Origin of the sequence: Sporosarcina sp. FA15, from assembly GCF_051550195.1 — a bacterium.
GTDB lineage: Bacteria > Bacillota > Bacilli > Bacillales_A > Planococcaceae > Sporosarcina > Sporosarcina psychrophila.
Genome location: NZ_CP188818.1, coordinates 2,203,601 through 2,222,263 on the forward strand (window position 1 = coordinate 2,203,601; position 18,663 = coordinate 2,222,263).

At 42.8% G+C, this 18,663-nt stretch carries 17 protein-coding genes; all 17 read right to left on the minus strand.

Translation table 11 applies throughout. The features are described from left to right. Window positions 1-36 precede the first annotated feature (36 nt). Window positions 37-1,320 (minus strand): cell division protein FtsA, encoded by a 1,284-nt coding sequence (gene ftsA / locus ACP8HG_RS10640; protein WP_067211461.1) that lies wholly within the window; start codon window positions 1,318-1,320, stop codon window positions 37-39. A 97-nt stretch (window positions 1,321-1,417) separates the two neighbouring features. Further along, complete coding sequence (locus ACP8HG_RS10645; RefSeq protein WP_067211463.1) at window positions 1,418-1,786, minus strand: small basic family protein; 369 nt, start codon at window positions 1,784-1,786, stop codon at window positions 1,418-1,420. 3 nt (window positions 1,787-1,789) lie between these two features. Then, entirely contained in the window at window positions 1,790-2,509 is a 720-nt protein-coding gene (locus ACP8HG_RS10650; protein ID WP_338655796.1) for a DUF881 domain-containing protein, read from the minus strand. A gap of 24 nt (window positions 2,510-2,533) precedes the next feature. Further along, window positions 2,534-3,253, minus strand: a complete 720-nt coding sequence (locus ACP8HG_RS10655; RefSeq protein WP_067214023.1) for a DUF881 domain-containing protein — start codon at window positions 3,251-3,253, stop codon at window positions 2,534-2,536. Beyond that, a complete protein-coding gene (locus ACP8HG_RS10660; protein WP_067211468.1) occupies window positions 3,237-4,028 on the minus strand; it encodes a cell division protein FtsQ/DivIB in 792 nt (263 codons plus the stop codon). Before ACP8HG_RS10660 ends, ACP8HG_RS10655 begins: the two co-directional genes overlap by 17 nt. Before the next feature lie 15 nt (window positions 4,029-4,043). Continuing rightward, on the minus strand, window positions 4,044-5,135 hold the full coding sequence (ftsW, locus tag ACP8HG_RS10665) for a putative lipid II flippase FtsW (protein WP_067211470.1): 1,092 nt from the start codon (window positions 5,133-5,135) through the stop codon (window positions 4,044-4,046). A gap of 199 nt (window positions 5,136-5,334) precedes the next feature. Next, entirely contained in the window at window positions 5,335-6,684 is a 1,350-nt protein-coding gene (murD, locus tag ACP8HG_RS10670) for a UDP-N-acetylmuramoyl-L-alanine--D-glutamate ligase (protein WP_082786646.1), read from the minus strand. Beyond that, window positions 6,685-7,656 (minus strand): phospho-N-acetylmuramoyl-pentapeptide-transferase, encoded by a 972-nt coding sequence (mraY, locus tag ACP8HG_RS10675; RefSeq protein WP_067211472.1) that lies wholly within the window; start codon window positions 7,654-7,656, stop codon window positions 6,685-6,687. It lies immediately after the preceding gene. A 70-nt stretch (window positions 7,657-7,726) separates the two neighbouring features. Continuing rightward, window positions 7,727-9,565, minus strand: coding sequence for a penicillin-binding transpeptidase domain-containing protein (locus ACP8HG_RS10680; RefSeq protein WP_082786648.1), 1,839 nt, complete (start codon window positions 9,563-9,565; stop codon window positions 7,727-7,729). A gap of 132 nt (window positions 9,566-9,697) precedes the next feature. Beyond that, window positions 9,698-11,899 carry a penicillin-binding protein gene (locus ACP8HG_RS10685; RefSeq protein ID WP_438298604.1) on the minus strand — a complete coding sequence of 734 codons (2,202 nt, stop codon included), beginning with the start codon at window positions 11,897-11,899 and terminating at the stop codon, window positions 9,698-9,700. Further along, the gene (gene ftsL / locus ACP8HG_RS10690; protein ID WP_067211479.1) at window positions 11,896-12,267 is read right to left on the minus strand and encodes a cell division protein FtsL; all 372 of its coding nucleotides are present in this window, start codon (window positions 12,265-12,267) and stop codon (window positions 11,896-11,898) included. Before ftsL ends, ACP8HG_RS10685 begins: the two co-directional genes overlap by 4 nt. Window positions 12,268-12,283: 16 nt before the next feature. Beyond that, window positions 12,284-13,216, minus strand: a complete 933-nt coding sequence (gene rsmH, locus ACP8HG_RS10695; RefSeq protein WP_354312766.1) for a 16S rRNA (cytosine(1402)-N(4))-methyltransferase RsmH — start codon at window positions 13,214-13,216, stop codon at window positions 12,284-12,286. 32 nt (window positions 13,217-13,248) lie between these two features. Then, window positions 13,249-13,680 carry a division/cell wall cluster transcriptional repressor MraZ gene (mraZ, locus tag ACP8HG_RS10700; RefSeq protein WP_067211481.1) on the minus strand — a complete coding sequence of 144 codons (432 nt, stop codon included), beginning with the start codon at window positions 13,678-13,680 and terminating at the stop codon, window positions 13,249-13,251. A gap of 192 nt (window positions 13,681-13,872) precedes the next feature. Continuing rightward, the gene (gene bshC / locus ACP8HG_RS10705) at window positions 13,873-15,489 is read right to left on the minus strand and encodes a bacillithiol biosynthesis cysteine-adding enzyme BshC (RefSeq protein ID WP_438298605.1); all 1,617 of its coding nucleotides are present in this window, start codon (window positions 15,487-15,489) and stop codon (window positions 13,873-13,875) included. Between the two features lie 95 nt (window positions 15,490-15,584). Then, the gene (locus tag ACP8HG_RS10710) at window positions 15,585-15,974 is read right to left on the minus strand and encodes a DUF3397 domain-containing protein (protein WP_187045447.1); all 390 of its coding nucleotides are present in this window, start codon (window positions 15,972-15,974) and stop codon (window positions 15,585-15,587) included. Beyond that, window positions 15,971-16,873, minus strand: a complete 903-nt coding sequence (locus ACP8HG_RS10715) for a ketopantoate reductase family protein (protein ID WP_438298606.1) — start codon at window positions 16,871-16,873, stop codon at window positions 15,971-15,973. Before ACP8HG_RS10715 ends, ACP8HG_RS10710 begins: the two co-directional genes overlap by 4 nt. Before the next feature lie 228 nt (window positions 16,874-17,101). Continuing rightward, the gene (locus ACP8HG_RS10720) at window positions 17,102-18,652 is read right to left on the minus strand and encodes an acyl-CoA carboxylase subunit beta (RefSeq protein WP_338655785.1); all 1,551 of its coding nucleotides are present in this window, start codon (window positions 18,650-18,652) and stop codon (window positions 17,102-17,104) included. Between the last annotated feature and the right edge of the window lie 11 nt (window positions 18,653-18,663).

An 18,663-nucleotide genomic window follows, 5' to 3' on the forward strand; every position in this document is an offset into this window, starting at 1 on the left:
CTCCTCCTAGTCCATTTCATACAGTTTTTCATTAAATCATTCGAAGAAATTGTCAAAGACTTTCTTTGCTTTATCTAAAATACCAGGTTTCTTTTCTTTGTTCCGGTCTACTGACTTTTTCTTGTTGACCGGAGCCGGCGTATGATTATCAGAAGCCGAAACTGTCGCTGACTCAGGGACATGACCAAAATAAGAATCTTGCATATGTGCATAGCGAATAAGTCCTACCGCAGTTGCATACATCGGTTCTCTTACCCCGATATACTCTGGTGTATGAATACGGACCCTTGTTTTCAACACATGTCTTGCTAATTGTAGGATACCATCCATCTTCGTTATACCACCGGTCAATACGACTCCACCTGGTAAATCATGTACGCCCATGCGGTACAGCTCTTCCAGAACGAGATCAAAAAGTTCTTCAAGCCGAACACCGATAATTTCCGATATGTATCTTTGGCTGTACTGATCTTTTGAATCAGCACCAATGACAGGTACTTCAAACAATTCATCATCCGATGCATCATCTGAGAAAGCATGTCCATACTGATGCTTAATTTTTCTTGCCTGTTCAGTTGGCGTTTTCAAAATAATTGAAAGATCTTTTGTAATATGATCCCCGCCAACTGGTATGACTGCTGTCGCCATGAATCGGTTTTCGCCAAAAATGGAGACTGTGGTAGAACCACCACCGATATCAATAAATGCACTGCCGTGATTCTTTTCATCATTCGTCAGAGCAAACGTACCGGCAGCAAGCGGTTGCAAGTAGATTTCTTGGATTACAAGACCTGCTCGTTCCACGCAGCGTAGTATATTATGAATAAGTGTTTTTGATGTAGTAATAAGCGTTCCGTCCATTTCAAGCCGGACACCGATCATTCCCCTTGGATCCGTTATTTCATCATAATCGTCAACAATAAATTGTTTCGGAATGATGTTAACGATTTCCCGATCAGGTGGAACTGACATGACCTGCGCTGATTTCATAACCCGATCGAGGTCGTCATCAGTAATTTCACGATTTTCCGAGTTAACTGCAACAACTCCTTTGACGTCCTGTAACGAAACGCCATTTGCAGGAATGCCCAGAATGACTTCACGGATTTGCATCCCTATCATTCTTTCGGCCTGGTCAACCGCTTTTCGGATAGATTGGACAGTTGCATCAATATCGATGATTGTCCCTTTCCGAATTCCCGCAGATTGAACATTGCCAACTCCGATAACGTGCAAGGATCCGCCATCCACTTCACCTACTAACACCTTAACTGACGAAGAACCTATATCAAGTGATACATATAATTCTGATTGGCTCAATTACTGGCACCTCCCAAATCAACTCTTAACTCCCATTCTATTGCATTGGGAGTGCATTGTCTAAATATTTTCGACATCTCTTATTCAAACCCCTTCATTAATGTGCATTTGTGTTGGTAACTTTCCCTCGCTCTGCCCATTTAACAAGCAAAATCCTTCTAATAACGGCGATATTTTGGAATAACCTTACACCGAATGCAAAAATTGCCGCAAGATATAAATCGACTCCTAGATGCACTCCTAAAAATGCCAGTGCGGCCGCCAGTACTATGTTAAAGAAGAATCCAGATACAAACACCTTATCATCGTATACTTGCTGTAAATGAGCCCTGATGCCCCCGAATAGCGTATCAAGGGCAGCCAGTACAGCAATTGATAAGTAATTTTCATATACCTGTGGAATTTGAATGTCTGATAATAGACCCATCGAAATTCCGAGTACAAGACCAAGTAATGGTAACCACATAAGTCATTCCCCTTTCGGCAATTCCTCTAAAAACTGATTTTCCAGCCTTTCTGGATAACCGCGGATTTCCACCGCCATTTCTGGTTTTCCAACTTCAAGGATTAAATCATCCAGATAAAAGTCATCGTGAATCGCCGAGGCTACTAAATAATTGTATACTTTTTCACTGTCTGCAAAGGTCGGAGAAATGATTTTCATGGAAAAGGGCGGTGTTGAAACATTCAACCCATTCACAGTGGTCATTCCATTAATATCTCTGATGGAGCTCAGTATCGTATATCGTTTGCCATCAATTTCAAAAATGAGGCCTTTAAAACGATTCAACTCATTGACAAAACGAGTGAGTAGATCTGGAGATATTCCGGTGATTGGTACACCGATGGCCACACTTTCAGCAGCTGGCCGAACTTTGATAATAATGCCCGGTCCTTCAACGTCAGTAACACCCGCTTGCCGATAGAGCTTGTCCACTGTTTGGGTTAGCGCCCTCCCAGTGTTTTCTATATTTAACGATTTGTATGTGAGTATCGTCTTGTCCAACTCCCGAATTTCAGAAAGCAATTCAGAGTGGAACTGCTTTTCACTTGCCAGGTCTTGACGGATTGCCCAAATGTCCCTCGTATCTCGTTCTTCTGGGTTTTTCATCGAATTGAATTGGATGGCAGTCATAAACCCGACAAGGAGCAAGATCAGCGTGAATCTCCAATGTATTGTTTTTCTCACCCGTCCAACCCCCTACACCAATACTCAACTCTCATTGCGCAAAGCCGACAGCCTAATATCCTTTGATTGTTCTGTAGTGACCACGATATTATCCCTGATCAGGCTGTCGATCACACCACCTTTTAAATGTAAGGCTGAAGAAAGAACGTCCATATCACCAATCGCCTCTATAACAAATGGCGCCGGATAAGTTCTTCCATCAACCGTAATGACTGGTCCTGTGCATTTTATATAAGAGTTTGATGTAATTCGTTGTCCATTTATCGCTAATCCTTGCGCTCCTGAAATCCTTAATTCATTGACGACCCGAAGTATATGACTTTCATGAACAATATAATCATTCGGGTTCTGTTCAACAGGATCATAATCGGCATCTTTCAAAGTAACTTTGAGACCTTGTCCAATAGCAGGGATTGCACCAAGCAGCAAGCGAAGATTTTTCGCCTCATCAACGAGACTGGCATGATCCTTCTCCCCCATGGAGAAAGAACGTTCATACTCACGTATCTCTTCCTGCTTGGCGGCGATTTCATCGGTCAGTTCCTTATTTCGTTCCTGCTGACTGATTAGTCCTTCTCGGTAATCCTCTTCCTTGTTAAATGCAGGCGATTGAGTACTATCGTTCTCCTGGTTTATGCCGAGGGTTCGATATGAAAACGCGAGGATGAAACCCAGCACAAGAAAGACAACTGAAAAAAGAATACTTCTTCCCCTCTTTTTGTATGCATCATTCACCTTCTTCATCAATCGGCTCTTCCTCCTCCTCTACTAACCCGTATACCTTACTAAAAGGAGTGAAAAACGTTCCAACTTCCATATCTATTACACCTTTTTCATAACTATTCAATTGGGCTGTTACATCTGGATAATAAGCCATTTTTTCAGCGAACGTTGAGATGAATGCGCGGACCTCGAATCCATCGTCCATATAGACCGTAATACTATCCGAATCCTTTTCATCCCCTGTAACAATAATTTCTGAAATCAGGTGATAGACAGTGTCGTCCAGTTTCAGCAACTGTGCTGTTATCCGCTTCAGTGTATCAGGATTTTTGAAATTATTTAAGACAGGCGATTCAGCCTCAGGCAACAACATCCCGGTTGGGAACGTTTCCCCACTTTCTAACAGTAAACTATATTGTCCCCCGTCTTCAAGGTAGGCAATCGTCTTCCATTCGGTAATTACGATTTCAATATTCCTAAACCATTCCCGTGACACCGATACCTTTTGTACGCCTTCAATTTTCTCCATAGATTCTTCGATGTCACCGGTACTGAAGCTCCAAAGAGAGTTGTCTATTGTTAAACCACTTTTTTCTTCATAAAATGCCTGCTCATGTAGAACGGCACCACTAACCTTAATCGTCTCTAGCTTACTAAGTGGTGATTGAAAATAAAGGATAGCTAGGAGTGCAACAACAAACACAGTCAACATGAACAGGAATTTTTTATTCGTTTTTCTGCGACGCTTTTCCCGCAAGGATGGAATTCGCTCTTCGATGTCAATGACTTTGTCCATTTTGCCCCTCCTCTATCAACTCGTTTTTTTGCCCACTGTAAAATGCATGATGGTCCCTGCCGCTATCCACGTCGTCATCAAAGATGAGCCGCCATAGCTTATAAAAGGCAATGTGACGCCCGTTACAGGCAAAAGCCCTGATACCACGCCGACATTCAAAAATGTTTGAAAAATGATCATTGAACCCATGCCTGCAACCATCAGAAATGCATATCGTCCTTTCGTTCTGATTGCGATTCCGAAAGTTGATGCCAATAAAACGGTAAACAGCAACAATACCAACGTCGCCCCAATGAATCCTGATTCTTCCGCGATAATCGAAAAAATAAAGTCATTTTGTGGTTCGGGCAAATAGAGATACTTCTGACGGCTATTGCCGTAACCATGACCAACCAACCCTCCGGGCGCAATCGCAAACAACGACTGAATTCCTTGGAAGCCCTTACCAAGAGGATCACTCCATGGGTCGATATACGATTTGATGCGATCCAATCTGTAAGGCGCCGCGGCAATTAATGCAACAAAAGCACCTATTCCAGCAAAACCAAGAAATGCGAAAAATTTTAGTGGGTATCCTGCAATGAATAGAATAACGAACGCAGAGACAATCATAATAACAGCGGAACCAAGATCGGGTTGCAACATGATAAGAGCAGCAGGTAGCAGAATCAGTCCAAAGTGGCTAAACTGAAAAATACCTTTTCCTTGAATTTTGTCCAAGCTGCACGCCAGTTTCCCAATAAGTGCAACTTTGACGAACTCGGCTGGTTGAATACTGAACGGGCCAAGTGCAATCCAGCTTTGTGATCCGTTCCGCATTGCGCCAACCCCCGGAATAAGGACAGCAACGAGTAACAAGATTGTCATCCAATATACAAATGTCCATGTTTTCGGACTCGATGTCAGAGGGCTTTTCATAATTACAAGTGCAATGCCGATTGACACCGCCATATAAATTGCTTGTTTCACGATAAACGGAGAGGAGTCGGCATAATGCACCGCCCCCCAATACGAACCGGCGGAATGGACAAAAGCCAATCCGATGAATGATAGCGCTACGGCAGAAACGATAAATGACGTTTTTAACTTAGCTTCCAGTGAACGCATCCTTCCGCAAATTTGCTGAATCAACTAAATGACTATATAGATATGTTGAAATAAAGAATCCTACCAACAACGCTTGGCGCTAGGGGATGCCTCCCACAATAAGCCGGACCGAAAATCACTGGCAGTCTTATTGCTTCGACTCCCCCTGTAAGGCGCCTACGCTAGTTTATATACCGTATTTAACGAACACCGGTGAGACTTATAGTTCCATAACCGCTTCTATAAACTGATCGCCCCTGGCTTCGAAACTTGGGTACTGATCCCAACTGGCACAGGCGGGTGAAAGCAGGATAATATCTCCCGCTACAGTAAGCGGATAAGCTTTTCGCACAGCGTCCTGTACATCTTCTGCCATCATAATGATTTCGATACCGCATGACGCTGCAAATTCCGCAAACTTCCCGGCTGTTTCTCCCACAGCGACGACTGCTTTTACATCACTCATGTAGGGGCGCAACTCTTCAAATGACTGGCCTCGATCCAATCCACCAGCAATTAGAATAGTCGGTACATCAAACGCAGCTAATGCACTTTTCGTAGCTAGCGTATTCGTTGCTTTTGAGTCATTGTAAAACTTCCGGCCTTGTAATTCCTTAACGAATTGCATCCGGTGCCGAACACCAGTAAAGGAACTTAACACGCTCTCAATTGCTTTTTTGTCACAACCTAAAAGAATTGCTGCCGCAGTTGCAGCAAGAATGTTTTCAAGATTATGTTGTCCCGGCAACTTTATGACGGATCGCAATACATAAGGTTTCCCATTCCAGTATATTTGCTCATCATCAGCCGATATACCGTTTTCTTTCATTCCAGTCAAAGAAAAAGGAACTTTCACAGCAGATGAACGAGCAGCATACTTTCGAAGTTTCGGCTGATCATCGTTATATATAAAGTAATCTTCTGCTGTTTGATTTTTTGTGATGCCATATTTTGCCACCGCGTACGCTTCAGAAGTTCCATGATAATCGAGATGTGCATCATACAAATTCGTCCAAATGGCTATTTTAGGTTGGAACGTATCGATCCCCATTAGTTGAAAGGACGAGGCCTCAAGGACGATGATGTTGTCTTGCGTAGCTTTTTCGGCAACAGTACAAGAGACCGTCCCAATATTTCCCGCGATTAGTGGGTGCTTATTGCCAATATTAAGCATATGGTACAGCAACGTTGTTGTTGTTGTTTTACCGTTCGATCCTGTAATCCCTACAATTGGTGCTTCACTTATCCTAGAAGCAAGTTCAATTTCTGTCCACACCGGAATTCCTTTGCCGATTGCTTCCACAATAACTGAATTACTGTAGGGGATGCCTGGATTTTTCACAACGATGTCATATCCAGCGTCAAGAATATCAGCAGGATGACCACCACATATAACACGGATACCTTTCGAGCGAAGCTCTGCCGCTTCTTCATTACCTGCTTCAGGTGATGCATCATTAACCGTTACATGAGCACCAGATGCATGTAATAGCGATGATGCAGCGCAGCCACTCTTCGCCAGACCCAGAACAAGTATTTTCATTCCGTTAAACTGATTGGCATTTTTCACTTACAACACCTCCAACAAGACAGGGACTATTGCCGCCAAAAACGCGACTCCCCAAAAAACAATAACAATTTTCCACTCGGACCAACCCGATAATTCAAAATGATGGTGAATCGGACTCATTTTAAATACCCGTTTACCCGTCGTTTTGAAACTAATGACTTGGATAATAACAGAAAGCGTTTCAATGACATAAACAATTCCAATGATGACAAGTAGGAATTCTTGTTTAATCAAAACCGAAATCATCGCGAGTGCCCCACCTAGTGCTAAGGATCCTGTATCCCCCATGAAAACTTTTGCAGGCTTGACATTGAAAACTAAAAAACCAAGCATTGCTCCTGTAACTACAAAGGCAAAGACAGCAATATCATGTTGTCCGTATATAAGAGCATGAACTCCAAATGCGGCAAAAGCGATAGATGATGTCCCCGCAACAAGTCCATCCAATCCATCAGATAGATTTACTGCATTGGAAAATCCGACAAGCCAAAAAACGAGGAATGCAACATAGAATACACCAAGCTCAATTTCAAATTCTGTGAAAGGAATTTGTACCGCAGTATCGAACGGTCCTAACTTCAAAAGGAAGAATGCAGCAACCGCAACGATAATTTGGCCAATCAGCTTTTGAATAGATGTCAGCCCAAGATTCCTTTTCAAGACGACGATTATAAAATCATCTAGAAAACCGATGATGCCAAAACCTACAAGAACGAGTAACAAGACAATCGTCTGTGTCGTCAGCACGTCATATATGTACGAAAGGGCAAGCGTCGAAATGATAATTGAACCGATGAAAATAAGCCCGCCCATCGTAGGTGTACCTGCCTTTTTCTGATGGGCTTTGGGACCTTCCTCACGGATACTCTGCCCAAACTTCAATCTCCTAAGGGCTGGAATAATAACAAATCCCAATAATGTTGAAATGATAAACGCGACCACAATGGCCGTCAATGTAGTGACAAGTGTCATAATATTTTTCTCCTTCTAACTTCTGATGCAGCAACTTATTTGCGCTGTACCAGACTTTGCATTTAAATGGTTATTCAGTGTAAACGTGAATAACATCATCAACCGTGATTAATGTTTCAGCTACAGGTAACTGGTATTTCACTTGTTCCCCGGAACCGTGCCATTCGATACGATACGTATACAATTGGCTAGTGATTTTCCCTTTTGTCATTCCTGTCAGATCCGGGACCCGATGTGTTAATGAATCGCCCCATCTATATTCTTTTTCAATTTGCCCTTCCCTACTCGTAATGCCAGCTAGCGGGGCAATTTCTTCAATGATTCGACCTACTATAGGCGCTGCTATGACGCCTCCGAACTGAATGGAGTTTTTCGGACTATCAATTGCAATATAGACGAGTAACTCGGGATCATCTGCTGGTGCAAACCCGATAAACGAAACGATATAATCACCGTCTTTATAAACACCATCGACAACCTTTTGTGCGGTACCAGTCTTTCCGCCAACACGCAGTCCATCTGTAAACGCATTACGGCCCGAACCATTTGCAACAACCGATTCTAGCGCTTCCCTTACTTGCTTAGATGTTTCCTCACTGATTACCTGTCGCTGCATTTCCGGACCAAATGATTGAAGTGTCTTTCCCTTATCATCTGTAATTTCCTTCACGATATACGGACGATAAAGATAACCGCCATTTATCGCTGCTGCAACTGCTTGAACTTGCTGAATCGGTGTCACTGAAATCCCTTGACCAAATGCGGTTGTCGCTTGTTCGACAGGTCCAAAGTTTTTTTCAGAAAAAAGAATCCCTTTTGATTCGCCTGCAATTCCTGATCCTGTTGATTCTCCAAAACCGAAGTCCTTGATATATTTGCTTAACTTTTTCGGCCCTAATCGCTGCCCGATTTCAACAAATCCCGGGTTGCATGAATTTTCAACGACTTCGAGAAAAGTCTGATCCTTATGTCCTTCTCTTTTCCAACAACGTAATCTAGCTTTTCCAATCATTACATAACCTGGATCATAAAAATGCTCTTTATGAAGATCAATGACCTTTTCTTCAAGTCCCGCGGCAAGCGTTAGAATTTTGAATGTCGAACCCGGCTCGAAAGTCATCCAAACAGGTAAGTTACGATTGTAAATGCTTGGGTCTACGTTTTGATATTCCGCAGGGTGAAAAGTCGGTGCGGAGGCAATCGACAGCAATTCGCCTGTTTTAGGGTTCATGACAATCGCCAGTGCTTGAGTGGCATCATACTTTTCCATCGCCTGCAACATTTCACGCTCAACAATCTCCTGCATACGTAAATCGATTGTCAACTCAACAGACGCACCTTTGTCCCCGGTTTTAAAACCGTCGTCCACATGCGGAAGCGGAATTCCTTTAGCATCCGTATATAAACGAATCCTATCGCCCGTTCCTTTTAGAATTTCATCGTATGCGTATTCAATGCCTGCCAATCCATTACCATCATAACCCGTAAAACCTACCAATCTTGATAGTAGCTCTCCGTTCGGATAATGCCTTGCGAAATCAACGCCTGTATATAATCCATCTATTTGCAGGAGGGCTATTTCATCCGCCTGCTCTTTGGTAATATTTTTTCCTTCAGGCGCTATTTTAACCATAACTTCTCTTTTTGCCATTTTCTCTTCTAGCTTGGCTGCATCTACATTTAGAATACTTGCAAGCGCAGTCGCTGCACTTTTCACTTCTCGATTTTGAGATGGCATGAAATAAAGTGTCGGCGCCAATCTATTGCCGACAATCAAATCACCATTTCGATCAACAATATCCCCGCGTACTCCACCGAATGGGATTTCACGATCCCAGTTCGCTTCCGCGCGACCTTTCAGCAATTCATGGTCAATGATTTGTACATGGAATAACTTTGCAACGACCATCCCTAGACAGATTAGAAATATGACAAATACTGCTCGTAACCTTTTTTTAGATTGCAATTGTATAAACGTCCGCAGCGGTTACACACCTCTCGTTTTTCTATCAACGTATGATGTGACATGGACGGCTATTCGTTAGCCACCTACAACGTCCTCTTCCTGGGTGTCTTCCTCTACGGGTTTATAGATTTCTGATGGCGACTGCAACTTAATGACAACTGGCTCTTCTAGCCCGATTACAGACCCTTTTGACAGGCTTTGCTCAGTTACATAGCCATCTCCGTTAAGCCGTAAATCAAGCCCAGATAACATTTTATACGAAAGCACCATTTTTTTCGACCATCCAGTAAAGTCAGGCAATGCGGTTACACCTTTTGTATGCAATAGGACGACCGAGCCTTCTACGAGTTTCGTACCGGCATATGGATATTGTATATCGATTTCCCCACCCTCACCAATGATTTCAGGGACAAAGCCGTCTTCTTGCAATTTTACAATTGCATCGGCCGAATCTTTCCCTGTGTAGTCACGAATGACAGTTGGCTCAACTATGTCTTCTCCACTGGGGACGATATTCATATAGCGCAAACTGTTATCCATAATAGAGGTGAACAGTTTCGAAACCGGATCAGAACCGATTTCTCCTGCTTTCAGCTTCGGTTGCTGGACAATCACATATGTTAGTAACTGGGGATCTTCTGCAGGTGCCATACCGAGAAATGAGTACAAATAATTTCCGTGTCCAGCTAAATAGCCATTACCCGATGGATTCGGAATTTCGGCAGTACCTGTTTTACCGCCTACTGTATAGCCATTAAGAGCAAATTTTTTACCGGTTCCATACTTAGAGGTAACTGTCGAAGCAAGTAATTCCCTTACTTCTTTTGCTGTTTTGGCTGAAACTGGTCTTCCTTGTTCCTCCGGCTTCTGATCTTTTATGATTTTCCCCGTATTCGGATCGGTAATTTTATCGATCACATAAGGTTTCATCATGACACCTTCATTAGCGATTGCTGTTGCTGCTTGCATCATCTGCATTAGTGTGACCGTTGATCCTTGGCCAAAAGCAGTTGTCAATCTTTCGATTGGATACGTATCTAAAATTCTTCCTGGTGCTTCGTTCGGTAAATCAATTCCAGTCTTTTCTCCAAATCCAAACTTCCGTAAATACTCAATATATGTTTTATCACCCATCCGTTCCAGTAAATAAGCCATCGAGACGTTCGAAGACCTTTGGAAACCTTCAAGGAATGAAATGTAGCCCCAGCCTGTAATATTATGGTCGCGTATTGTTCGATCATAAAGTGTATACTGTCCCGATTTAAAGAAGTCGGTTGGAACCCACTTTTTTTCTTCAATCGCCGCAGCAACTGTAAACATTTTAGTCGTAGAGCCCGGTTCGATTGTCGTTTCTACAGCCTGATTCAACCAGTTCTCCGTAAGCCCTTCACGGGTAGATGGGTGAAATGCAGGACGCTGACTCATTGCTAATATTTTGCCCGTTTTTGGATCCGCTACTACAGCGAGTATTTTTTTGGGTGAATATTCGCTTTCAACACGATTCATTGCATCTTCCATGAAGTTTTGAATAGTCTTGTCGAGAGTCAACTGAATTTCATAACCGTCTTTGGCAGCGACAATTGCTTCTTCTGCTTTCGGTAACATGAAACCGAAGCCATCTGATTTGAAATCTACTTTGCCGTCAGTGCCATTTAACTCTTTATTATAGGTTTTCTCCAAACCCATTTTCCCAACAGTAGTTACATTTCTTTCACTATCTTCTTCTTTCATCGCAAAGCCAATTAAATACGATGCAAAAACGCCATTCGGATAATATCTTGTTTGGTCTTCAATGAAAAGGAGTCCAGGTAGTTTCTGCTTTTTAATCGCCATAACCGTTTCGTGATTAATATCACGGCCAGCCTTCCCGAATTCCACTTGATATGTTTCTGCTTTCACATTTGTCAGGCGAGATACAATTGCATCTTTTTCAAGTGGTAAATATTCGGCAAGTACTTCTGCAGTTTTTTCAATATCAGTGATATGCAACGGTTTTTTCGAGCCTTTGCTTGCATCTTTACTCAATACGGCAATGAGCCGGTAACTCAACGTATCGGAAGCGATTAGCTCTCCGTTACGATCGACAATCGTCCCCCGATCCGCTTTCAATACCGATTCTCTTGCGTATTTCGACTCTGCAAGCGTCGCCATCACTTTTCCTTCCGCTTGTCCTGTTGCTTGAATGAATAATATTCTTCCAAACAAAAGGAAAAAGAGCCCTCCGTATACCAAAAACATCAGAAAGGCTCCCCATTGGAATCGAAACTTTTTTTTCATTGTCCAGGCACAACCTTTACGTTGTTCTCGTTTGGATTCAGGCCAAGTTCCTTCGCTTTCTTCCATATCCGATCATATGTAGACTTTTCTTTCACTTGGATGGACAATTCCATATTTTGTTTTGTTGTTTCTGAAACATCCTTTCCAAGCAACTGCACTTCCCTGTTTGTATCATTAATTTGTGCTTGTGTATGTAAAATCATTGTTGAGAATAGGACAAGGATTGTTGCAAACAGCACGAACAGGAATTTCTCCCCGGCAGAAAAGACTTTTCGAGAAGGTCGTATTTGAGGCTGTTTTCTTGGAACTACTGGTGTTTCAAGTTCACGTATAGCTGACGTCTGGAATTTTCTTTGTTCTAATGCCATTCACACATTTCCCCTTTCACTTCTTTTCAACGATTCTGAGTTTAGCGGATCTTGCCCGCTTATTCTCTTCTATCTCTTTTTCACCGGGAACAATTGGTTTTCGAGTCACTAGCTTCAATATAGGCTCCATGCCTTCCGGTATTACTGGCAAGTTCGGTGGAAGATCCGGTAAAGAGGATGCTTCTTTAAATATCGTTTTACATAGCCTGTCCTCTAATGAATGGAATGTAATGACGCTAATACGTCCTCCAGGATTAAGCAATGTAATCGCATCCGTTAAAGAGTCCTCAGCTGCACCAAGTTCATCGTTCACAGCGATTCGAATTGCTTGGAATACTCTTTTCGCGGGATGCCCGCCCGTCCGTCTTGTTGCCGCTGGGATGCTTAGCTTGATCAGTTCAGCAAGTTCAGCAGTGGTTTCGATTGGAGATTGCTGTCTTGCTTCTTCAACTTTACGCGCAACTCTTTTCGAGAACTTTTCTTCGCCATAACGGAAAAAGATGCGTACCAAATCTTCATACGGCCAGTCATTCACAACATCATGTGCGGTTAATAGCGCATCCGTATCCATGCGCATGTCAAGTGGCGCATCCAAATTATAGCTAAATCCTCGTTCAGCTGTATCAAGCTGTGGTGATGAAACACCTAAGTCATAAAGAATACCATCTACTGCAGAAATCCCTATTTTCTCCAATTCAGATTTCATGTTTCTGAAATTCGAATGGACAAACGTTACTTGAGGGAGATAATCCTTCAATCTCTCTTTTGCAACTTCAATCGCCGTTATATCTTGATCAAAGCAGATAAGTCTGCCCTCTGGCGATAATTTCTTAGCTATTTCTATACTGTGACCGGCTCCACCTAAAGTGCAATCGACATAGATGCCATCATTTTTTATATTTAGGCCTTCGACGGCTTCATAAAGTAAAACTGTTGTATGGTTAAAAATCGGAACCGCCCACTTTCAAAAATTCATTTTGTTTAAAAATCAAAGTCAATAATGTTTTCTGCAATTTCATTGAACGATTGTTCAGATTCATCATAATAGGCATCCCACAATGCTTTAGACCAGATTTCAATACGGCCTGAAACTCCAATTACGACACAATCTTTTTCAACCTTTGCATATTGGAGTAATGATGCCGGAATATTGATGCGACCTTGCTTGTCCAGTTCAACCTCCGTTGCCCCAGAAAAGAAAAATCTTGCAAATGCACGAGCATCTTTTTTCGTCACGGGTAAAGCCTTAAGCTTTTCCTCGAGACGCTTCCATTCATCCATCGGGTAACCGAAGAGACAATTGTCCAGGCCGCGAGTCAATACAAAGCCCTCACCTAAATGTTCCCGAAATTTCGAAGGAACAATCAAGCGACCTTTCATATCGACAGTATGCTGATATTCGCCCATGAACATACTCTTCACCCCACTATATGAAGTTAATGTACCACATCCCCCCACATTCCTCCACCTGTTTCCTAACATTTATGCTCTTTTAACGTGAAAATGTGTCAATAGTACTTGTTTCAGTGAGATTTTTCTGAATATAAAGAAAGACACCCTCGCAGCACGAACTGTGCTTGCAAGAGTGTCTTTCTAGTTCACCACTTATAAATAGATGATTTTGTGGGTCCCGTCCATTACAAATGGTAATCCTAAAATATCCCGGATAAGGGTTGGTCCATAACTATTCAAATAAGTGTACGGAGTGTAAAGTCGTTCTTGCAACACACCTTCTGGAAACAATTCCCCTTCCAGTATGCCAAATGTGCGAAGTTCAGCGTCATGCTTCAACAATACTGCTTCTACCGCTTTTCCTTTAAGATAATCCAACTGCTTTGTATGGAAACGAAGATTTTTTTCGAGCAATTCTTGCATCATAGGTCCTTGTTGCTCAGTAAATACAGCAATTTTTTCATACTGCTGACCCAATATCTTCTCCGTTTCATCCACAACCGAATCGAAACGTTCATCCTGTAACCCACTAGCGAATTGCTCCCGCGCAGTAAATACCGCTCCCGACATGACATCATCAAACGTGAAGTTTTTTTCGTCTAATGCATGCTTCACTTGTGGTGTTACCAATGTCATGGACATTCTCGGTACAATAATCGGCATTTTCATATCTAGATGATGGAACGCCTCTTTCAAGACTGCCCAATAAGCAATTTCTCCAGGCCCTCCAACGAATGCAAGTACCGGGAAGACCATGTCTTGCATCAGCGGTCTTGTCGCGACATTATTACTCAATAGCCAAGGTTCTTCTTGAGCGATTCTAAGCATCTCGGCTTTCGAAAACCGGAGGCCTGAGCTTTCATTGACGAAAAAACCATCTTTTCTTGAAAGAAGAACTCGACCCGTGTCATGAATGTAGAAGAGATTCGCCGCATCCAATTCAGCACCCATCGGAGAACCAAAACCTTTTTCTGCAAACAATTCTTCTTTTTTCGAAATGACTTCAGCAAGCTGCTCAGATTCTTCAATTAGATGAACAAAATAGGATTTTTCTAGCTCCCGTAACTGTTTGGATGCTGAATCTATGAACAATAGACCTTCTTCTTTGAAAAGACCGTTCATGAGCCTAACGAAAAACTGTGTAAACGACTTTTCCTGCTCCACCGCACTAAGGACTTCATCCAACAAGTCTTTTGTATATGCCGTTTCACCAAATTTGCCAAAAATGTCTTTCACTAACGATTCCATCACCTGTTTGTCATACTGCGCATCGGATGCCATCAGCTTCAGTATGAAGTTCCCACGGTATTGATGTTTCGTTGCGCGGCCTTCCATTTCCGTATAGACGTGATTAATTTCATTCAAGTCATGATCCTCACCTGCGACCCAAAACACTGGAACAACAGGCACACCAAGTTTCTCCCTTTGCCTTTTCGCAAGTAAGATAACTGATATTGCTTTGTGAACAGAGTATAAGGGTCCCGTTAAAATACCCGCTTGCTGTCCTCCAACTACGGCAACTGCATTTTCCGCAAGTTCTTCAATATGCGTATTAGCATTCGCTGATATTCCAAAGGGTTCCATGAATGAACGGATTGTTTCTGCAAGCTGACGCCTTTCAAACGTACGACCTGCGAGTTCCTTTAGCCTAGCGGGATAAGAGCTTTCTTCATTTTCATAATCAAAAAAAGTATGTAGAAATTCTTTATCGTTATTGTACGATTGCATCACTTTATTTTTTTCTTGTAATGCTAATGATTCTAATTCCATTATTCATGCCCCTTTGTAACTATCGGTATGAACAGAGTATAACATTTCAAGCTACAGGATTGAAAAATATACGCTTACACAATAAACACCGATACCTATCTTACATATTCGACGATCTTCATTACCATACCGGTAATGAAAAGAATGACATAGGCGGCCAATAAAACGAGAAAGTAAAATCGCCATGTTTTTCGCAAGAGCCGAGCAATTTGGAATTCCTTCACTTTGCTGCGCTCAATGAAGGCATAGACAATCGCAATGATGATTGCAATCCCTATTATGTAAACCCATATTCCTTGTCCAAATATCGCTTGTGATACGACATAGACCGCTATAAATAGCAACGGAGTCGTGACGTCCGCGGCAAGCCCAAGGATGGATGCTGGAGCTTTACCCATCTTCCGCATAACAACCATGAAGGCAATCGTCACAATGAACGGAAACAAAATGATCATCCCTAGAAAAGCAGCAACCACTTCATTCATAGCTTCGCCCCTTTCCACTCAACGGCAAACAGCATCTGTTCATATGTCGCCAGAAACGGTAACGACTTGTTACGTCCATTTGCTTTTCGAATTACAGCAGTAACAATCGTCTCGATTTCCATCGGTCGGCCAGCCAAACGATCCACTAGCATCGACGAGCGATTGCGTGCAGTTTTTCTACAGACATCCGCTACGTCTTCGTACGAGAGGATCGACTGCATTTCTGGAAACGCATCTAGCAGTTCTTCATACAAGGCATTGAAAAGTGTGAGGCAATAATCGTTTGTAAGCAACTCACCATTCTCCACCTTGAGAATGGCTGTCAATGGATTAATCATGCAATTAATCAGTACTTTTCGCAGAAGGATCTGTTCCGCATCTGAATGACGCCTTATTGGAAATATGTCCGAATGTACCTGTCCAATTAAATCGAATAGGCTGTCGTCACCGTGGGCAGTTGCAATTGTTACCATCCCAACCCCATTATGTGAGACAGTACGGTCATCTATCCGGCGCGCTCCATGCTCGACAGTCGCAAATGCAACATGCGGTAATTCACAACTTTTCACCAATTCCAAATGCCCGATTCCATTCTGGACGAACAGGACAGGATTGATTATATGTGTTTCCTGCATTTCTGAAAGGAGATCACGGAGACCTGCATATTTGACCGCCACAACCCAAAGCGCGGTAGCCGATAGATTTCGGATATCCGTCGTCGCATGCACACGCAATACGTCTGTAGTATTGTCTTGATTAATGCGTTGAATTCCTTTTGCTCGAATTAGTTCAGCTTGCTCTTCTCTTCTCACGTAGAACGTCACGTCTATTCCAGCCTCGGACAAAAATGACCCAAGCAGTAGTCCAATTGAGCCTGCACCAGCAATGATTACCTCCATACGTTATCCCTCCTTTCAAATGAAAAGCGCAAAGCGCCGTTCAGCCCCGACAGGCATAAGATGGTTTGCGAGGAGGCGCACTTCAGCCACCACAGCAAAACGATTTATGACCCAAGGGGGTGGCGCCTGGAGCTAGACACTGTTCCGTATCAAAAATCGTACACTTATTTTTCTTTAATTGAAAAGGCCCACCTGAACTTCAGTGGACCTTTTTTGTTCTATACTCGATTATACAGGATAAACTGGATGTTTTCTTGGTGGTTGTGGAACATCTTTTGTACTGTAGAAACGATATCTATCCGCAAGCACACCTCTTAAGCTTGATGGTGCTACAATTTCATCAATAATCAGTTCAGATGCCATCTTATAAATATCAATTTCTTCTTTGTATTCCTTATGTTTTTCCTGAACAAACGCAATCCGCTCTTTTGGATCTTCAATCGCTTCGATTTTATTCGAATAGACTGCATTTACTGCTGCTTCAGGTCCCATAACCGCAATTTGAGCAGTCGGTAACGCGATACAGACATCCGGCTCAAACGCTGGACCTGCCATCGCATACAGTCCAGCTCCATAAGCTTTCCGGACAATAACTGATATTTTCGGAACAGTCGCTGAACTCATCGCCATAATTAATTTCGCGCCGTGGCGAATAATTCCTGCACGCTCAACTTTCGTTCCAATCATAAAGCCCGGAACGTCGGCAAGGAATAACAGAGGAATAGAGAATGCATCACAAAGATTAATGAATTTCGTTGCTTTGTCTGCAGAATCCACAAACAAAACTCCACCTTTTACTTTCGGTTGATTGGCAATGATACCAACCGGTTGTCCTTCGATTCTAGCCAAACCTGTAATAATTTCACCGGCAAATAATTTCTTAACGTCAAAGTAACTGCCCTCATCAATTAATGCGTCAATCGCTTCATACATATCAAATGGCGCGTTTTGGTTTTCCGGAATGATTGCTTCAAGCGTTCGGCCTACTTTCGCCTCCACCGTTTCTTTTAAAGCGGGTTTTTCTGTAAAGTTCGCAGGGAAATATGCTAGATAACGACGCGCTTCCGCAATCGCTTCTTCTTCATTCGCCGCAAGGACATCGCCGCAACCACTCACTGAACAATGCATGCGGGCACCGCCCATTTCTTCCAGTGTTACTTTTTCACCGATTACTTTTTCGGCCATACGCGGTGAACCTAAATACATCGACGCATTGCCCTCTACCATAATAACGATATCGCAAAATGCGGGTATGTACGCACCACCTGCAGCGGAAGGACCGAATAGAACACAAATTTGCGGGATGAAACCCGATAACCTCACTTGATTGTGGAATATCTTCCCTGCACCGCGACGGTTTGGGAACATGTCAAGCTGATCTGTAATACGAGCTCCCGCTGAATCGACAAGATATAGCATTGGTACACGGTTCTTCTCTGCAATTTCCTGAATACGAATAATCTTCTCAACCGTACGGGCTCCCCATGACCCTGCCTTCACCGTTGAATCATTCGCCATCACACAAACCGTCTGGCCGTTCACTTTCCCCATCGCCGTAACGACACCATCCGCCGGTAAATCCCCTGCTTCACAATTGGCAAACCTACCGTCTTCTGTATATTCCCCGTCATCGAAAAGAAGTTCCAATCGATCTCGGACGAAAAGTTTGTTCTGCTCTTTCAACTTTTCGTGATATTTTGGATGGCCCCCTGCAAAAATCCCTTGCAATTTCGCTTCAAGTTTTTCATTGTAAGCCGTCTGTTGTGTTATTTTAGTCATTTATAAAACCC

Excerpts from the sequence above, each read along its gene's own strand:
- ACP8HG_RS10685 (WP_438298604.1), bottom strand. The coding sequence starts at position 11,899 with ATGAAAAAAAAGTTTCGATTCCAATGGGGAGCCTTTCTGATGTTTTTG.
- ACP8HG_RS10660 (WP_067211468.1), bottom strand. The coding sequence starts at position 4,028 with ATGGACAAAGTCATTGACATCGAAGAGCGAATTCCATCCTTGCGGGAA.
- ACP8HG_RS10720 (WP_338655785.1), bottom strand. The coding sequence starts at position 18,652 with ATGACTAAAATAACACAACAGACGGCTTACAATGAAAAACTTGAAGCG.
- ACP8HG_RS10680 (WP_082786648.1), bottom strand. The coding sequence starts at position 9,565 with ATGGTCGTTGCAAAGTTATTCCATGTACAAATCATTGACCATGAATTG.
- mraY (WP_067211472.1), bottom strand. The coding sequence starts at position 7,656 with ATGACACTTGTCACTACATTGACGGCCATTGTGGTCGCGTTTATCATT.
- bshC (WP_438298605.1), bottom strand. The coding sequence starts at position 15,489 with ATGGAATTAGAATCATTAGCATTACAAGAAAAAAATAAAGTGATGCAA.
- ftsL (WP_067211479.1), bottom strand. The coding sequence starts at position 12,267 with ATGGCATTAGAACAAAGAAAATTCCAGACGTCAGCTATACGTGAACTT.
- ACP8HG_RS10715 (WP_438298606.1), bottom strand. The coding sequence starts at position 16,873 with ATGGAGGTAATCATTGCTGGTGCAGGCTCAATTGGACTACTGCTTGGG.
- ACP8HG_RS10710 (WP_187045447.1), bottom strand. The coding sequence starts at position 15,974 with ATGAATGAAGTGGTTGCTGCTTTTCTAGGGATGATCATTTTGTTTCCG.
- ACP8HG_RS10645 (WP_067211463.1), bottom strand. The coding sequence starts at position 1,786 with ATGTGGTTACCATTACTTGGTCTTGTACTCGGAATTTCGATGGGTCTA.
- mraZ (WP_067211481.1), bottom strand. The coding sequence starts at position 13,680 with ATGTTCATGGGCGAATATCAGCATACTGTCGATATGAAAGGTCGCTTG.
- ftsW (WP_067211470.1), bottom strand. The coding sequence starts at position 5,135 with ATGCGTTCACTGGAAGCTAAGTTAAAAACGTCATTTATCGTTTCTGCC.
- ACP8HG_RS10655 (WP_067214023.1), bottom strand. The coding sequence starts at position 3,253 with ATGAAGAAGGTGAATGATGCATACAAAAAGAGGGGAAGAAGTATTCTT.